This is a genomic window from Mesorhizobium sp. BH1-1-5, from assembly GCF_020165615.1.
Taxonomy (GTDB): Bacteria; Pseudomonadota; Alphaproteobacteria; order Rhizobiales; family Rhizobiaceae; genus Mesorhizobium.
Genome location: NZ_JAIUIM010000013.1, coordinates 183746 through 199172 on the forward strand (window position 1 = coordinate 183746; position 15427 = coordinate 199172).

The following is a 15427-nucleotide window of genomic DNA, read 5'->3' on the forward strand; positions in this document are numbered from 1 at the left end:
CCGCCGTTCAGATATCGGGAGCGTTGCCGACCTTCTTCTTCATGTCGAGCGCCCAGGCGCGTCCTTCGTCGCCGCCCCACAACAGCCATGCGATGTAGCCGGCGGAAGGATTGTCCTCGTTGCCGTAGTTCTTGCCCCTCTTGCCGACCTCGTGGCGGGCGAAATAGCTGACCATGCGCCGGATCGTCGAAGGCGACAGGTTCCTGCGGTTCTTGAGCTCGGTGGCCCGGGCGACGCCGATCTCGGTGCCGCCGCGGCCGAACTGCTTGCGCAGCCGCAAGCCCTTGGCGGCATTGTCGGCAATGATCCGCGGGCAGCGCAGGTCGATTTCTTCGGTCTCGGACATTTCTCCCCCGCTTCCCGAAAGGTTTTAGCCAATGGAAAGGAATGCCGCAAAGCGGGCCTGGTTCCGCTGATGAAAAAATGTCGGAAGGCATCCGGACCGCACGTCCTTGGGTCGTAAAGCAATCCGCGTCGGGACGCCGATGTGAAGGAGAAGATCATGATCACCTTTCCCAATGAATCCGCCAAATACCGCACCGCGCGCGAAAAGCTGCTGCGCAAGGAAATCGAGCTGCGCCGCGCCATGGAGGCGGTGGCTGAAGCAAGGCGCGCCTTGCCGCCGGGCGGGCTGGTGCCGCAGCATTATGTCTTCGACGCGCTGGACGCCGAGGGCCGGCCGGCGAAGGTGAAGCTCTCGGACCTGTTCGCGCCGGGCAAGGATTCGCTGATCCTCTACCAGATGATGTTCCCGCGCCATCCGCAGGAGACGCGCGAGGCGGCCGCAGGCGGCGCGACGGCGAAACTGGCCCGGCAGGACCAGCCATGCCCGTCCTGCACCGCGCTGCTCGACCAGTTCGACGGCGCGATCGGCCATCTCGAGGGCGCGGGCTTCAACTTCACCGTGGTGGCGAAGACCGCGCTCGACAATCTGACCGCGCTTGGCCGTGATCGCGGCTGGCGCAACATGCGGCTTGTCTCCTCGGCCGGCAACGCTTTCAAGCGCGACTACAATTCCGAAACCGCCGAGGGCGCGCAGCTTCCTCTGCTGTCGGTCTTCCATCATGACGCCGACGGCATCCGGCATTTTTGGTCGTCGGAGCTCGGCTTCGCGCCGACCGAGCCAGGACAGGACCCGCGTGCGATCGGCACCTGCGAGATCCTCTGGAACCTGATGGACTTCACGCCGGAAGGCCGCCCGGACTGGTACGAGCAATTGCAATATGCCGGCCACGATGCCGGCGCGCGCTGCCACTGACGGACGATGCGGGCGCTCAGCCCGCGCGCCTTTTTGAGGCAACCCCGACGCCAATGCTGCGTTGGGGATGGCAGAGGGGCTGTTTCGGATCGGAGATTGAGATGAAAACGCTGCTGCCCCTGGTCGCCGTCGCGCTCCTTGCCGGCGCGCCGGCCGCTCTCGCCCAATCGGACGACACCAATACAGACGCGGTCGGGCCGATGGTGACCGACAACAAGGTCGACACCCAGACCTTCGTCGCGACAGTGCCCAACGCCAACGAATTCGAGATCCAGTCGAGCAAGCTGGCCGAGGAGAAGTCGGCATCGGCCGACGTCAAGGCTTTCGCCGGCCAGATGATCAAGGATCACACCAAGGTTGCTGAGGATTTCAAGACCGCAATGAGCCAGGGCCAGACCACCGCGTCGATCAAGCCCGCCGGCCCGGCGCTGCAGCCCAAGGAGCAGCAGATGCTCGACGAATTGAAGGGTGCGAGCGGTAAGGAGTTCGATGCCAAATACATCAAGATGCAGACCGACGCGCACAGGCAAGCGGTGGCGCTGTTTTCCACCTATGCCAATTCCGGCGACGACCCGACGATGAAGGAATTCGCCAAGAAGACGCTGCCGGTGCTGAAGACGCACGAGAAGCATGTGAAGGAACTAGCGGTGGCGCATCAGTGAAGGGGTTGGGAGGCTAACCGGTTGGGGACAGCGCTCTACGGCCCCCCTCTCTGCCCTGCCGGACATCTCCCCCTCAAGGGGGGAGATTGGCAGCTTCGGCGCCTCGCCTGTTCTGCACCGTTGGCGATTGGCGAAAGCCGGCGTGACGGCTGATCTCCCCCCCTTGGGGGGGAGATGTCCGGCAGGACAGAGAGGGGGGGCGAAGGATCGCTGCGTTGCGCATTTCCCCAACCTTGGCAAATTCCAAACCGTCCGCCTGGCTCTTCGCCTTCCGCCACCCCGCGTTAAACTCCCCGCATCAACCTGCGAGGCCTCCATGCCCAAAATCGACCTCTCCGCCGTCCCCGTCCGCAAAGGCTCGCCTTATCCATCTCCCTTCGACATCCCTTGCGCAGACCGCACCCGCCGGCGCCTCGGCGATGCCGGCGGTCTCACCGATTTCGGCGTCAACCTGATGGAATTGCCGCCCGGCGGCTGGTCGAGCCAGCGCCATTGGCACAGCCATGAGGACGAGCTCGTCTATGTGCTGGAGGGCGAGCTGACGCTGGTCGAGGACGGCGGCGAAACGCTGCTCAAGGCCGGCGACGTCGCGACCTTCGCCAGGAACAGCGGCAATGGCCACCACATGATCAACCGCTCATCGGTGACGGCGCGCTACCTGGAAGTGGGCTCGCGCAACATGGAGGATGTCATCACCTGCTCCGACATCGACATGATGAGCCCGAATTCGGATGGACGGTTTTTGCACAAGGATGGGACGCCGTATCCGGGGCAGGGGTGAAGGTAATCGCTTGGGGCAGTGCCAGCCCCCGCTCCGTCTCGGCGCTGCGCGCCGAGCCACCTCTCCCCCATTTTATGGGGCGAGGAAACGCCAACCGCCGATGTCGCGACCTTCGCAAGCCTGGTTCCTCGCCCCCGCCAGAGGTGGGGAGAGGTGGCTCGGCGAAGCCGAGACGGAGGGGGAACGCCCTAAGCGATTATCTGCGTCGGCGCTGGACCATGCGTCGCCGCTGGCGTTCCCTTGCCGCCGCGATAAGCTCCCCGCCAATCAGGGAGGACCACCATGGACAAGGAAGTCATCGAACTACCGTGATGTCGGTGAAGTGCGCTCGCTCGGCCTGCCGTGTTCGACGGCGGTGCGGGCCAACGGCTTCGTGTTCATCTCGGGGACGCCGCCGGTCGACATGGTAACCGGCGAGATGGTGCGCGGCGACATCGAGGTCCAGACCGAGGCGTCGCTGAAGGCGCTGAAACATTGCCTGGAAGCGGCCGGCACCTCGCTGGACAAGGTGGTGATGGTGCGCATCTACGCCGTCAATTCCGGCTTCTACAACGCCATCAATCGGGTCTACGCGGTGTTTTGCGACCAACCCGCCGGCGCGGAGTTCGTGCCGGTGGCGTCTTGGCCGATGGAGTTCGATATCGAGATTGAGTGTGGCGGTGGCTTGAGGTTCATTCCCCTCTCGAACTGACGCTTGTCGAGGACGGCGACGAAGGCTCCTAAAGTCTGGAGATTGCGTTACCGACTGACACATTTTTCAAGCCGGCGTAATTTCTACTTGTCTTTAAAGTAAAGTCGTTCTCAAATCCCGCCGGGGATAGGGAGGGCAAGCCGTGAATAAGCTACCCAAGAAATTCGTCGACCGTATTGCGTCGAACATAAAGAAATACCAGCGCATTGCTGTGACGCAGCAAAAGTCAGATGTGGCCGAGGCCGACACCGTTACGCTGGTAAAAGACATCCTCGCCGAGGTGTTTGGTTACGAAAAATACGAGGAACTTACCTCCGAGCATCAGATCAAGGCCACTTATGTCGATCTCGCGATTAAAATAGGTGGTAAGCTTCGGTTGCTCGTCGAGGTAAAATCAGCGGGTGCCGAGCTTGCCGACAATCATTTGCGCCAGGTCATAGATTATGGAGCCCATCAAGGCATTCACTGGGTAATTCTGACGAACGCCGTCGAATGGCGACTGGTTCGGATTTACGTCGCCAACCAGATAAGCCACGAAGAAGTCTGCCGCATCGTTCTGGCGGACGTGAATCCCAAAAACGACGATCATCTGCAGTGCCTTTTCCTATTCGCAAAGGAAGGGCTGACAATCGACGCAATGGACGCATTTCACCAGCAGGCGCAGCTTTTCAACAAATTCACCGTCTCCGCAATCATGCGCTCCGAACCGGTAATCTCACTTGTGCGACGAGAAATTCGAAGGCTCTTTCCTGATATCAGGGTTGGCAACGAAAACCTCTCGCAGCTTATCGAGAACGAGGTAATTAAGCGTGATACAATTGAGGGTGATAAGGCAAAGGAAGCGGCTGCAAGAATAAAGAAGGCCGCAGGTAAGTTGGAGCGGGCTAAAAATAAGGTTGAAAAGACGATTGTATCTGAGTCTGTGAGCTAACGAGGAAGCTCAGTCGTAGCGAGATTTATCTCGCTGCGACTCTAGCTAAAATACTCCTGCAACGGCCGCACCTCGAGGTTCCCCGCCCGCAGCGCCGCAATCGCCTCGGCCACGGCCGCCGCGCCTGATAGCGTCGTGTAATACGGCACCTTCTGCATCAGCGTTGCCCGGCGCAGCGACTTCGAGTCCGACACCGCCTTCTGGCCGTCGGTGGTGTTGAAGACGATCTGGACCTGGCGGTTGCGGATGGCGTCTTCGATGTGGGGGCGGCCTTCCAGCACCTTGTTGATCTTTTCGGCGACCACGCCATTTTCGGCGAGGAAGCGGGCGGTGCCGGAGGTGGCGAGCACCTTGAAACCCTGGCCGGCGAGGCGTTTTACGGCCGGCAGGATGCCTTTCTTGTCCTCGTCGCGCACCGAGACGAACAGCGTGCCCGCGCGGGGGAGGTCGACACCCGCTCCAAGCTGGCTCTTGGCGAAGGCCAAGGCAAAATCGCGGTCGAGACCCATGACCTCGCCGGTCGAGCGCATTTCCGGCCCGAGCAGGATGTCGACGCCGGGGAAGCGGGCGAAGGGGAAGACGGCTTCCTTGACCGCGATGTGGCCGGGCCGCCTGGGGTCGGGCATGGCGCCGTAATGGGCGAAGGCATCTTCCAGCGTCTCGCCGGCCATGATGCGGGCCGCGATTTTTGCAATCGGCCTCCCGATGGTCTTGGCGACGAAAGGCACGGTGCGCGAGGCGCGGGGGTTCACCTCCAGCACATAGACCGTGCCGTCCTTGATCGCGTATTGCACGTTCATCAGGCCGCCGACATTGAGCGCGCGGGCGAGGCTTGCTGTCTGGCGCTCCAGCTCGTCGACGAGGTCCGACGGCAGCGAATGCACCGGCAGCGAGCAGGCGCTATCGCCCGAATGGATGCCGGCCTCCTCGATATGCTCCAGGATGCCGGAGACGAAGGTGCCTCGGCCGTCGCACAGGCAGTCGACGTCGACCTCGATGGCGCCGGACAGATAGGTGTCGAACAGCAGCGGGTTCTTGCCCAGCAGCGTGTTGATCTGGCCGGTCTTGTCGTTGGGGTATTTCTGCTTGATGTCCTCCGGCACCAGGCCGGGCACGGTATCGAGCAGGTAGGTCTGCAGCATACCCTCGTCATGGATGATCTGCATGGCGCGGCCGCCGAGCACATAGGACGGGCGCACGACCAGCGGGAAGCCGAGCTCGCCGGCGACAAGGCGGGCCTGCTCGACCGAATAGGCGATGCCGTTCTTCGGCTGGCTGAGGTTGAGCTTGTGCAGGAGCTTCTGGAAACGGTCGCGATCCTCCGCCAGGTCGATCATGTCGGGCGAGGTGCCGAGGATCGGGATGCCGGCCTTTTCCAGCGCGTCGGCCAGCTTCAGCGGCGTCTGGCCGCCGAACTGGACTATGACGCCGACCAGCTCGCCCGAGGCCTGCTCGGCGCGCAGGATCTCCAGCACGTCCTCCGCCGTCAGCGGATCGAAATAGAGGCGGTCGGAGGTGTCGTAGTCGGTCGACACCGTCTCCGGGTTGCAGTTGATCATGATCGCTTCATAGCCGGCGTCGCGCAGCGCAAACGCCGCATGGCAGCAGCAATAGTCGAACTCGATGCCCTGGCCGATGCGGTTCGGGCCGCCGCCGAGGATGACGACCTTCTTGCGCGACGACACGCGCGCCTCGCTGGCGAGCTCGCCGACGAAGGGCACTTCATAGGTCGAGTACATGTAGGCGGTCGGCGAGGCGAACTCGGCGGCGCAGGTGTCGATGCGCTTGTAGACCGGATGGACGTCGAGCTTCTGCCTGGCCTTCTGGACGGCATCGGCATCGGTCTTCGTCAACGAGCCGAGGCGGGCGTCGGAAAAACCCATTGCCTTCAGCATGCGCAGATTGACGGCATCCTGCGGCAGGCCGTGCTCACGGACGCGCTCCTCCATGGCGATTATGCCGGCGATCTGGTCGAGGAACCACGGATCGATCTTGCACATGGCGTGCACGTCTTCGAGCGAGGTGCCCATGCGGATCGCCTGCGCTACCATGCGCAGCCGGTCCGGCGTCGGCGTGCCAAGGGCGGCGCGGATGGCGTTGCGGTCGTCGGCGTGATTGGCGGCGGTGCCGCCGTGACCGAGGCCCGGGATCTCGATCTCGTCCAATCCCGTCAGCCCGGTTTCCAGTCCACGCAGGGCCTTCTGCAGCGATTCCTGGAAGGTGCGGCCGATGGCCATCACTTCGCCGACGGACTTCATGGCGGTGGTCAGCACCGGCTCGGCGCCCGGGAATTTTTCGAAGGCGAAGCGCGGGATCTTGGTGACGACATAATCGATGGTCGGCTCGAACGAGGCCGGCGTCGCGCCGCCGGTGATGTCGTTCTCCAACTCGTCCAGCGTGTAGCCGACGGCAAGCTTGGCCGCGACCTTGGCGATCGGGAAGCCGGTGGCCTTGGAGGCAAGTGCCGACGAACGCGAGACGCGCGGGTTCATCTCGATGACGACGAGGCGGCCGTCGGCCGGGTTGACGGCGAACTGCACGTTGGAGCCGCCGGTCTCGACGCCGATCTCGCGCAGCACCGCGATCGAGGCGTTGCGCATCATCTGGTATTCCTTGTCGGTCAAGGTCAGCGCCGGCGCTACGGTGATGCTATCGCCCGTATGCACGCCCATCGGGTCAAGGTTCTCGATCGAGCAGATGATGATGCAGTTGTCCGCCTTGTCGCGGACGACCTCCATCTCATACTCCTTCCAGCCAAGCACGCTTTCCTCGATCAGCACCTCGGTGGTGGGGGAGGCATCGAGGCCCGACTGGACGATGTCGTAGAATTCGGCGCGGTTGTAGGCGATGCCGCCGCCGGTGCCGCCCATGGTGAAGGAAGGGCGGATGATCGCCGGAAGGCCGACATGGTCGAGCGCCTGCGCTGCGATCGCCATGCCATGGCTGATATAGCGCTGCTTGCGGTCGCCTTCGCCGAGGTTCCAGCGCGTTTCCAGCGCATCGAGCGCGGCGTCGAGGTTTTCCGGGTTCTCCGCCTTCAGCGCCGCGCGCTCGGCTTCGTGGGTCTTGCGGTCGGCGTTCTTGACGTCGGTGGCGTTGGCCAGCATCGACTTCGGCGTTTCGAGCCCGATCTTGCTCATCGCCTCGCGGAACAGCGCGCGGTCCTCGGCCTTGTCGATGGCGTGCGCGTCGGCGCCGATCATCTCCACTTGATAGCGCTCCAGCACGCCCATGCGGCGCAGCGAAAGCGCTGTGTTGAGCGCGGTCTGGCCGCCCATGGTCGGCAGCAGCGCGTCCGGCCGCTCCTTGGCGATGATCTTGGCCACCACTTCGGGCGTGATCGGCTCGATATAGGTGGCGTCGGCCAGTTCCGGGTCGGTCATGATCGTGGCCGGGTTGGAGTTGACCAGGATGACGCGGAAGCCCTCTTCCTTCAGCGCCTTGCAGGCCTGGGTGCCGGAATAGTCGAACTCGCAGGCCTGGCCGATGACGATGGGGCCGGCCCCGATGATCAGGATCGACTTGATGTCGGTGCGTCTTGGCATATTCGAAAAATCCGTTCGGCGAGCGGCTTGCACGAAAAACCGGGACGGGGGAGGACCCGGCCGGTTGTGCTTGCGATTCTGGTATCAGGCTAGGAGGGCCTTATAGGGAAGAGTTTTGGCGGATGTAACCCCGAAAATGAGGGGAGTAGGGGAGTAGGGGAGCATGGATCCGTGCCGGCTCTAAACATATTCCCTTACTGCGCTATTCCCCTACTCCCCTAAATTCTAATCCCCCAACGCCAGCGTGTCGGTGATCTCGAAGCGCTCGGAAACGCCGACGCGGATCATGTTGAGGCTGCCTTCACGCGTGAAGCGGAATTCGTCGGAGGAGTCGGAGCCGGCGGGCTTGCCGTCGTGGAAATTGATGACGCGGCTACCGCCGTCCGGCCAGGTCACCGTCACAGTGCTGTCGCCGCCGGCGCGCGCGACGCTTATCTCGCAACGGGTCATTGGCTGGCCGACACGACGAGCGCAGGGGATGCCGGCGTCCGGGGCAGGGGCGTCGGACTGAGCGTTTGCCGCGGCCGCGAAAGCGAGACCATAGGCATCCTGCATGGCGGTCCTGCCGATCTCGGTCGCGGAAGGCGGCTTGGCCGGCTCGCCGCCGCCCAGGCGCGCCGCTATATCAGGCTGCGCCTCCTCGGGAGGTGGTTGAGGCGCGGCGGCGACGGTCGCCGGCGCGGCGGCGTCAGGGGGCGGGGCCGGATTATTGGGACTGAGATAGCGGCCCGGCGCCCAGCCGATTATGTGGGCGTCCTGCGTGTCCTCGACCTTGCACCATGGATAGTTGTTGACGGCCTTGCAGCCGTAATTCTTGACGGCCGCGCCGTTAGGCAGGCGCGCTTCGATCTTTCCTGCCGACGAAGCGGTGGCGCGGATGTTGAGGAGATCGTCGGGCGCGAGGCCGCCGATAATCGAGATGATCGGTCCCGGCGCTTCCTGAGCCAAGGCCGGCAGGGCGGCGAGCAGCAATGGGGCGGCCAAGAGCAGCGTCGATGGGAGCGTGACCTTGCGCTTCATATGAGCTCCGCTCAATCGGGATATGAGCTTCGCTCAATCCTCACAAATCCGGTCCGCAGCGCTTGTGCCCACTCCGGCCGTCCCGCCTGTTCGGCCTGCTTTGCGGCGGCTTCATGGTCGTAGTCCACGGCGATCGCCTCGAAGCGGCTGGGGCGGCCGGTCGCACCCAGTTCGACGATGCCGTAGCGGGCGTGCGGCGAGCCCTGTTCGGAGACATGCGCCGGCGGCGTATCATCGTCATAGGCCGGGCAACCGACGCTGCCGGGGTTGAAGATCACCGGGCCGCCGGGGATGCGGATCAGCTCGTTGCGGTGGCTGTGACCGCACAATACCAGGCGGCTGCCGGGATCGAGCGGCTTCAGCCGACGTCGGATCGCGGCGAGCGGCGCTCGCACCAACTGGCCGTCGACAATGGCATCGGCAAGATATTTCTCGTCATGGTCCGGCCGGGCGTGGAAGGCGACGACGCCGGGCGCGACCTCCAATGTCAGCGGCAAGGCGAGCAACGCCTCGCGCTGCGACTTGGTCAGCCGTTCCTGGGCGTAGCGATCGGACGGCCACACGGTTTCGTCGGCTACGTCCTGGGCCACGCGGCGATCGTGATTACCGCGCACCGTCGGCAGGTTCAGCGCCTCCAGACGCTCCATCGTCTCGCGCGGCCAGAGTGGGCCGGAGACGCAGTCGCCGAGATTGACGGTGATGTCGAAGCCGCCGCGCGACCGGAGATCTTCCAGCACTGCATCCAGCGCCAGCACATTGCCATGGATGTCGGCGATAACCGCGATGCGCATGGATCAGGCCGAAACCTCGACCTCGGACGTCCCGACCGCGGGCAAGGCAGTGTCGCCCTCAGCCGCGGCAATCACGCTGTCGAGCAGCCCTGGGAAACGCTTGTCGAGGTCGTCTCGGCGCAACGTGATCAGCCGGCTGGTGCCGACCGCTTCGCTGCGGGTGACGCCCGCCTCGCGCAGCTTGGCGAGGTGGTAGCTGAGATTGGTCTTGGAGGCGAGGTCGAGGAACTTGCTGCAGTTCAGCGGCACGCCTTCCTTGCTCGCCAGATAGCGCACGATGGCAAGGCGGGTCGGGTCGCCGAGCACGGCAAGCACGATCGGCAGGCTGATCTGGTCGGCGGTTGGATGGGGCAGGCTCATGATCCAGAATTAAGCACAAACGGCACGAACTTCAACGCGGCTCCTCTTTGCGCCGATAGGCGCTGCTTCTTCATTCTCGGCCCGTCCTGACACAGGGCTGTCAGCAGGGTCCTGCTATTTTGTCCTGGCTCGGTTGACATCATGCCCTGCTATGTCCAATTGTTCAATAACTTTTGAACTAAGGACAATTCCCCATGGACAAGCGGATCTTTTGGCTGGCGCTCGGATCGTTTGCGATCTCGACCGAAGGCTTTGTCATCTCGAGCCTTCTTCCCGATATCGCATCCGATGCCGGCATATCCGTGCCGCTCGCCGGCTCGCTGATCACCGCCTTCGCGCTTGCCTATGCGATCGGCGCGCCGGTGCTGGCGACGCTGACCGGCGAATGGGACCGGCGGCGCGTCATCCTGTGGACGCTGGTGTTCTTCGTGATCGGCAATCTGGTGGCGGCGGTGAGCTCGTCCTTCGAGCTGCTGTTGATCGCGCGCATCGTCATGGCGCTGTCGTCCGGCCTGTTCGCGGCGACCGCGCAAGGCACGGCCGTGGCGCTCGTCGACGACCACCATCGGGCGCGCGCCATCGCGGTCGTCGTCGGCGGCACCACGGTGGCCGTGGCGGTCGGCGCGCCGCTCGGTGCGCTGGTCGCGGCGATCGCCGGCTGGCGCGGCACGTTCTTCGCCATCGCCGGGCTCGGCGCGCTGTCAGGCGCGATCCTGTGGTGGCGGCTGCCGCGCGGCATCGTCGGCACCAGGCTGCCGCTGAAGCGCAGGCTGGCGGCGGCCGTGCGGCCCGGCGTCATGCCGATCCTGCTGACGACGGCGCTTGCGCTGGTCGGCGCGTTCACCGTTTTCAGCTTCATCGCGCCCTTAGCCATAGAAGGCGGCGGGTTGTCGCCGATCGCGCTGCCGGGCATGCTGCTCGCCTTCGGCGTCGGCGCCGTCATCGGCAACATCGCCGGCGGGCAGGCCGCCGACCGCTTCGGCGCGACCCGCACCGTCGCCTGGTCGCTGGGGCTGTCGGCCGGGATGCTCGTCACCTTCTCGCTGATCCCGGCCTTCCTGCCGCATCATCTCGCCGGACCGGCGCTGATGGCCATGATGGTGCCGTGGGGCATCGTCGGCTGGGCCTTCCCGCCGGCGCAGGCGAGCCGCATCATCAAACTGGCACCCGACGCCGCGCCCATCGTTTTGTCGCTCAACGCATCGGCGCTTTATTTCGGCGTCGCGCTTGGTGCCATTGTCGGCGCCGCGGTGCTGCGCTTCGGCGCGCCGGCCGATCTCGGCCTGATCGCGGCGGCGTTCCCGATCGTCGGCCTCAGCATCGTGCTTGCCGGCCGGGCGCTGGCGCGGCCGGTGGCGATGCCGGCCGAATAATTGCTCCAAACACTGACTGGCGGCCGCTTCTTCAGTTCGCCGCTTCTTCAGTTCGAAGGAGCGGCCGTTGGCATTTCCAAGTTCAAGTCGGCGACCGCGTCCAGCGCCGCGCGCAGCTTCGCCGCTTGCTCCGCGCCGACCTTGTCCTCGAATTGCTGCTGGGCGACGCTCCACAGCTTGATCGCTTCGTCCAGCTTGACCTCGCCCTGTGGGGTCAGCCGCACACGCTTGACGCGGCGGTCTTCCTTGTCGGCAAAGGTCTCGACATAGCCATCTCTAATCAGCGGCTTCAGCGTGTGGCCGAGCGCGGAAAGATCCATGATCAGCGCCTCGGCAATGGTTCCCATCGCCGGCTCGCTGCTGACATGGATCTGAAACAGCAGGCCAAATTGCGTGCCCTTCAGGCCCGAAGGCGCCACCGCGTCGTCGTAGAAGCGGCCGAGGCTGCGCGCGGCGCGGCGCAGGGTGGCGTTGTTGCAACGGCTAAATCCGGGCATCCGAGCTTCGGTCATGTTCACTCCTTGCCGGCGCACAGGAGCGCCGGCCTGCCGCAGAAATAGTTTTCGCCGCCGCCGTTGACAAGATAGTGGCATATACCTATTTCCGCAAAAGTGGCATATGCCACTAATTGAAATTATAGGTTCGACTGGTGATACGATCATCGGCGCCGAGCCGAGCGAAGCGAACAAAAGGAACAGGACAATGAGCACGAAGGACAACAAGGGCACGGCCGTCATCACCGGCGCGTCGTCGGGCATAGGCGCGGTCTATGCGGATCGGCTGGCGGGGCAGGGCTACGACCTGGTGCTGGTGGCGCGGCGCGCCGACCGGCTGCGGGAGCTGGCGGACAAGCTCGCCTACGCCTATGGCCGCAAGGTCCAGACGATCGTCGCAGACCTTGCGCTCGATGCCGATTTGCGCCGCGTCGAACAGGCGGTGTCGACGGACGACAGCGTGACGCTGTTGATCAACAATGCCGGCGTGGGTGGCCTGGAGACGATTGCCGACGCCGACGCCGACGCGGCCGAGCGCATGATCAAGGTCAATGTCGTGGCGCTGACCAGGCTGACCCGCGCAGTGCTGCCGGGACTGCTTGCGCGCAACCGCGGCGCGATCATCAACATCGCCTCGGTCGTCGCCTATGGCATTGCCGTCGGCGGCATCTACAGCGGCACCAAGGCCTATGTCGCCAACTTCACGGAAGCGCTGCAGAAGGAAGTCGCCGGCACCGAAGTGAAAGTCCAGTCGGTCGTGCCCGGACCGGTCCGCACCGAGCTATGGGACGTCTCCGGAATCAGCCTCGACAGACTCAATCCGGACTGGATCATGAGCGCCGACGATCTGGTCGACGCGGCACTTGCCGGGTTCGCCCAGGGCGAGACCGTCACCGCGCCCGGCCTTGCCGACGCGGCCGGGCTGACCACCTATCTCGGTGCCCGGGACCAGTTCTTCGGCAGCTTGTTCTCAGGCAAGCCGGCGGCGCGCTACGCCGTCTGAGCGCTGGTTCCTCGCCCCGCAAAGCGGGGAGAGGTGGCCGCGGAGCGGCCGGAGAGGGGCTTTCGTAGGGTGATCCCGTCACCGAATAATTGGCAACCTTGGGCGCCAGTCCCCCTCTCCGTCTCGGCTTCGCCGAGCCACCTCTCCCCCACCTTCGTGGGGGCGAGGAACTGGCATCACACGGGCCGCCACATCTGCAGGATCGAGGCGGCCAGCAACAGCCCGAGCACGATGTTGAGCGAGCGCCACTGGCGCTCCGTCTTGAGCAGGCGGGCAAGCAGGGTTCCCGCCACGCACCACAGAGACAGCGAGAATGCCGCGGCCAAGCCGAATACCGCGCCCAGCAGCAGCGCGAGCTGCAACGGACCATCCGCCAGCGCCGCGAAAGATGCGGCGGCGCCGAGCCCCATCGCCCAGCCTTTCGGATTCATCCACTGGATGCCGGCGCCACCGAAAAAGCTGTTCGGCCTGGCCATGCTGATGTCGAGATTGGGCGGACCGCTGCGGCCGATCTTGACCGCAAGCCAGATGAGATAGAGCGAGCCGGCGATTTTCATGGCAAGCTGCAGGGATGGAATGGCGGCTAAAAGTCCAGCCAGACCGGCGGCGCCCGCAGCCGCCACGGTAGCCAGCCCGGCGGCGCTGCCGGCCATCAGCGGCACCGAACGGCGAAAGCCGAATTGCGCGCCGGAAGCGGTCGAGAGCGTCGTGGCGATACCGGGCGTCGAGGTCGAGATCAGCGCGAACAGGACCAGCGGGATGATGGTTTCGGACATGCGGGCTTTCCAGTCGAAGGAGCCGGCATGCTTAGGCGCTTCACGACATCAGTAAATGCAATGTTTGATATAGTTTGCATTATGGATTATAATACCAGCCATGATCCGCGATCTCGACACGACCCTCATCCGCACCTTCGTCACCAGCGCCGACAAGGCCAGCATGACGGCAGCCGCCAATGCGCTTCACCTGACGCAAGGCGCCGTCAGCCAGCAGGTCAAACGGCTGGAGGAGGTTCTCGGCCAGAGCCTGTTCGAGCGTGATCGGCGCGGCCTGAAGCTGACGCGCTCCGGCGAGCGGCTGCTCGACAAGGCCAGGCGCCTGCTGCAGCTCAACGACGAGATCCTCGCCGAGATCAAGGGCCGGGCGGTGGCCGGACAGGCGCGAATCGGCGTGCCTTACGATCTCGTCGGTACGCTGCTCGCGCCGGTGCTTAAAGCTTACGCCGAAGCCTATCCGCAGGTGGAGATTTCGCTGGTCTGCGCGTCCTCGCCGGAGCTCGCGGCGGCACTGGCGGCGGGCACGATTGATCTCGCAATTATCGAGGAACGCGCCGGTCCGACCGCCGGCGAATGCCTGCTCGTCGACCGGCTGGTCTGGGTCGGCGCCCGAGGCGGCTCGGCGCGTCTGAAACGGCCGCTGCCGGTTTCGATCGTCGCCGACACCTGCGCGTTCCGCCCGGCGGTGCTTGCCGCGCTCGCCGAGCACGGGCTCGATTGGCGCACCGTGTTCGAGAACGGCAACATCGATGCCACGACCGCGACGGTGCGGTCGGACCTTGCCGTGACCACCTGGCTTGCCTCGACGGTTCCGGCCGATCTCGACATCCTGTCCGATGCCGGCCTTCCGGCGCTGCCGAACTTTTCCGTCAACCTGCATCTGCCCAAGCACGCCACCCAACCGGCCGCGCAGGCTTTCGCCAGCTATATCCGCGAGGGTCTTTCGCGCTATCGCCAGGCGGCGTGAACGGCCGGGCGATCAGCCGTTCGACGCAGCCATGGCGACCGCCAATTGGGCATCGAAAGCGCGCTTGAAGGCCGGCCGCGCCTCGCCGCGGGCGACATAGGCGGCAACGTTCGGGAATTCGTTCAGCAGCCCGGATCTCTGCAGCCGGCGCAGAACGCCCACCATGACGAGGTCGCCGGCGCTGAAGGCGCCATCGAGCCATTCGCTATCGCCCAGGTGGCGGGAGAGTTCGGCCAGCCGCTTGCGGATCCGGTCGTCGACCAAGGGCAGGCGCTCATCATGCCACGGCGCGTCGCGCTCCAGGATCACGGCTGTCGTACGGTCGAGGACCGGCTGCTCGATGGTGCTGAAGGCCGCGAACATCCAGGCGATCGCGCGGGACTGGGCGTTCGCATCCTCAGGCATCAGGCCCGGGTGGCGCACCGCGATGTGAAGGACGATGGCCCCTGATTCGAACAGAGCGAGATTGCCTTCTTCATAGGTCGGGATATTGCCGAAGGGGCTGATCGCAACATGTGCGGGTTGCTTCATCGCATCGAACGAAACGAGACGAACGTCATAAGGCTGGCCGACTTCCTCGAGCGCCCAGCGCACGTGCATGTCGCGCGCCAACCCCCTGCCGCCGTCGGGCGATCGTTCGAAGGCGGTAATGGTGGGCATCATCGGCGGGCTCCTGATCGTTCAGTCGTCGTTGCAAAAGGGAGGCTTCATAAGACGAGTGCGCGGCAGGCCCGGCCGGCCGCGCGCCTGGACGATTTGCAGTTGTTGCGCCGTT

At 64.6% G+C, this 15427-nt stretch carries 15 protein-coding genes and 1 pseudogene; 8 read left to right on the plus strand and 8 right to left on the minus strand.

Annotated elements, in window-relative coordinates:
- Nucleotides 1–7: 7 nt before the first annotated feature.
- Nucleotides 8–346: a hypothetical protein gene (locus tag LB572_RS19150; RefSeq protein ID WP_224668793.1), complete on the minus strand. Its 339-nt coding sequence runs from the start codon at nucleotides 344–346 to the stop codon at nucleotides 8–10.
- 156 nt (nucleotides 347–502) lie between these two features.
- Here LB572_RS19150 and LB572_RS19155 point away from each other — a divergent pair, with 156 nt between their 5' ends.
- From LB572_RS19155 to LB572_RS19175, 5 genes and pseudogenes are all read left to right on the plus strand, one after another.
- Entirely contained in the window at nucleotides 503–1258 is a 756-nt protein-coding gene (locus LB572_RS19155; RefSeq protein WP_224668794.1) for a DUF899 family protein, read from the plus strand.
- Nucleotides 1259–1359: 101 nt separating this feature from the next.
- A complete protein-coding gene (locus LB572_RS19160; protein ID WP_224668795.1) occupies nucleotides 1360–1920 on the plus strand; it encodes a DUF4142 domain-containing protein in 561 nt (186 codons plus the stop codon).
- Nucleotides 1921–2236: 316 nt separating this feature from the next.
- A complete protein-coding gene (locus LB572_RS19165; protein ID WP_224668796.1) occupies nucleotides 2237–2701 on the plus strand; it encodes a cupin domain-containing protein in 465 nt (154 codons plus the stop codon).
- A gap of 282 nt (nucleotides 2702–2983) precedes the next feature.
- Nucleotides 2984–3392 (plus strand): annotated as a pseudogene (locus LB572_RS19170) (Rid family hydrolase).
- 142 nt (nucleotides 3393–3534) lie between these two features.
- A complete protein-coding gene (locus tag LB572_RS19175) occupies nucleotides 3535–4323 on the plus strand; it encodes a type I restriction enzyme HsdR N-terminal domain-containing protein (protein ID WP_224668798.1) in 789 nt (262 codons plus the stop codon).
- 41 nt (nucleotides 4324–4364) lie between these two features.
- On the opposite strand, the gene carB is transcribed toward LB572_RS19175, so the two are convergent.
- The 4 genes from carB to LB572_RS19195 all read right to left on the minus strand — a co-directional run bounded on the left by carB (nucleotide 4365) and on the right by LB572_RS19195 (nucleotide 10039).
- Nucleotides 4365–7868: a carbamoyl-phosphate synthase large subunit gene (gene carB / locus LB572_RS19180; RefSeq protein ID WP_224668799.1), complete on the minus strand. Its 3504-nt coding sequence runs from the start codon at nucleotides 7866–7868 to the stop codon at nucleotides 4365–4367.
- Nucleotides 7869–8093: 225 nt separating this feature from the next.
- Nucleotides 8094–8888, minus strand: a complete 795-nt coding sequence (locus tag LB572_RS19185) for an SH3 domain-containing protein (protein ID WP_224668800.1) — start codon at nucleotides 8886–8888, stop codon at nucleotides 8094–8096.
- Nucleotides 8889–8899: 11 nt separating this feature from the next.
- On the minus strand, nucleotides 8900–9679 hold the full coding sequence (locus LB572_RS19190; RefSeq protein ID WP_224668801.1) for a metallophosphoesterase family protein: 780 nt from the start codon (nucleotides 9677–9679) through the stop codon (nucleotides 8900–8902).
- A gap of 3 nt (nucleotides 9680–9682) precedes the next feature.
- Nucleotides 9683–10039, minus strand: coding sequence for an ArsR/SmtB family transcription factor (locus tag LB572_RS19195; protein WP_140808036.1), 357 nt, complete (start codon nucleotides 10037–10039; stop codon nucleotides 9683–9685).
- 194 nt (nucleotides 10040–10233) lie between these two features.
- Here LB572_RS19195 and LB572_RS19200 point away from each other — a divergent pair, with 194 nt between their 5' ends.
- Nucleotides 10234–11412, plus strand: a complete 1179-nt coding sequence (locus LB572_RS19200) for an MFS transporter (protein ID WP_224668802.1) — start codon at nucleotides 10234–10236, stop codon at nucleotides 11410–11412.
- 47 nt (nucleotides 11413–11459) lie between these two features.
- On the opposite strand, the gene LB572_RS19205 is transcribed toward LB572_RS19200, so the two are convergent.
- On the minus strand, nucleotides 11460–11924 hold the full coding sequence (locus LB572_RS19205) for a MarR family winged helix-turn-helix transcriptional regulator (protein WP_224668803.1): 465 nt from the start codon (nucleotides 11922–11924) through the stop codon (nucleotides 11460–11462).
- 190 nt (nucleotides 11925–12114) lie between these two features.
- Between LB572_RS19205 and LB572_RS19210 the strand changes: the two genes are divergently transcribed.
- Nucleotides 12115–12909: an SDR family NAD(P)-dependent oxidoreductase gene (locus LB572_RS19210; protein ID WP_224668804.1), complete on the plus strand. Its 795-nt coding sequence runs from the start codon at nucleotides 12115–12117 to the stop codon at nucleotides 12907–12909.
- Between the two features lie 176 nt (nucleotides 12910–13085).
- Here LB572_RS19210 and LB572_RS19215 read toward each other — a convergent pair whose 3' ends face one another.
- On the minus strand, nucleotides 13086–13685 hold the full coding sequence (locus LB572_RS19215) for a LysE family translocator (protein ID WP_140808044.1): 600 nt from the start codon (nucleotides 13683–13685) through the stop codon (nucleotides 13086–13088).
- A 100-nt stretch (nucleotides 13686–13785) separates the two neighbouring features.
- Between LB572_RS19215 and LB572_RS19220 the strand changes: the two genes are divergently transcribed.
- Nucleotides 13786–14652, plus strand: coding sequence for a LysR family transcriptional regulator (locus LB572_RS19220; RefSeq protein WP_224668805.1), 867 nt, complete (start codon nucleotides 13786–13788; stop codon nucleotides 14650–14652).
- 12 nt (nucleotides 14653–14664) lie between these two features.
- On the opposite strand, the gene LB572_RS19225 is transcribed toward LB572_RS19220, so the two are convergent.
- Nucleotides 14665–15315 (minus strand): glutathione S-transferase family protein, encoded by a 651-nt coding sequence (locus LB572_RS19225; RefSeq protein ID WP_140808048.1) that lies wholly within the window; start codon nucleotides 15313–15315, stop codon nucleotides 14665–14667.
- Nucleotides 15316–15427 lie beyond the last annotated feature (112 nt).

What these genes read in the sequence shown, in the direction of transcription:
- LB572_RS19150 (WP_224668793.1), bottom strand. Translation starts at nt 346, where the DNA reads ATGTCCGAGACCGAAGAAATCGACCTGCGCTGCCCGCGGATCATTGCC.
- LB572_RS19155 (WP_224668794.1), top strand. Translation starts at nt 503, where the DNA reads ATGATCACCTTTCCCAATGAATCCGCCAAATACCGCACCGCGCGCGAA.
- LB572_RS19160 (WP_224668795.1), top strand. Translation starts at nt 1,360, where the DNA reads ATGAAAACGCTGCTGCCCCTGGTCGCCGTCGCGCTCCTTGCCGGCGCG.
- LB572_RS19165 (WP_224668796.1), top strand. Translation starts at nt 2,237, where the DNA reads ATGCCCAAAATCGACCTCTCCGCCGTCCCCGTCCGCAAAGGCTCGCCT.
- carB (WP_224668799.1), bottom strand. Translation starts at nt 7,868, where the DNA reads ATGCCAAGACGCACCGACATCAAGTCGATCCTGATCATCGGGGCCGGC.
- LB572_RS19185 (WP_224668800.1), bottom strand. Translation starts at nt 8,888, where the DNA reads ATGAAGCGCAAGGTCACGCTCCCATCGACGCTGCTCTTGGCCGCCCCA.
- LB572_RS19190 (WP_224668801.1), bottom strand. Translation starts at nt 9,679, where the DNA reads ATGCGCATCGCGGTTATCGCCGACATCCATGGCAATGTGCTGGCGCTG.
- LB572_RS19195 (WP_140808036.1), bottom strand. Translation starts at nt 10,039, where the DNA reads ATGAGCCTGCCCCATCCAACCGCCGACCAGATCAGCCTGCCGATCGTG.
- LB572_RS19200 (WP_224668802.1), top strand. Translation starts at nt 10,234, where the DNA reads ATGGACAAGCGGATCTTTTGGCTGGCGCTCGGATCGTTTGCGATCTCG.
- LB572_RS19205 (WP_224668803.1), bottom strand. Translation starts at nt 11,924, where the DNA reads ATGACCGAAGCTCGGATGCCCGGATTTAGCCGTTGCAACAACGCCACC.
- LB572_RS19210 (WP_224668804.1), top strand. Translation starts at nt 12,115, where the DNA reads ATGAGCACGAAGGACAACAAGGGCACGGCCGTCATCACCGGCGCGTCG.
- LB572_RS19215 (WP_140808044.1), bottom strand. Translation starts at nt 13,685, where the DNA reads ATGTCCGAAACCATCATCCCGCTGGTCCTGTTCGCGCTGATCTCGACC.
- LB572_RS19220 (WP_224668805.1), top strand. Translation starts at nt 13,786, where the DNA reads ATGATCCGCGATCTCGACACGACCCTCATCCGCACCTTCGTCACCAGC.
- LB572_RS19225 (WP_140808048.1), bottom strand. Translation starts at nt 15,315, where the DNA reads ATGATGCCCACCATTACCGCCTTCGAACGATCGCCCGACGGCGGCAGG.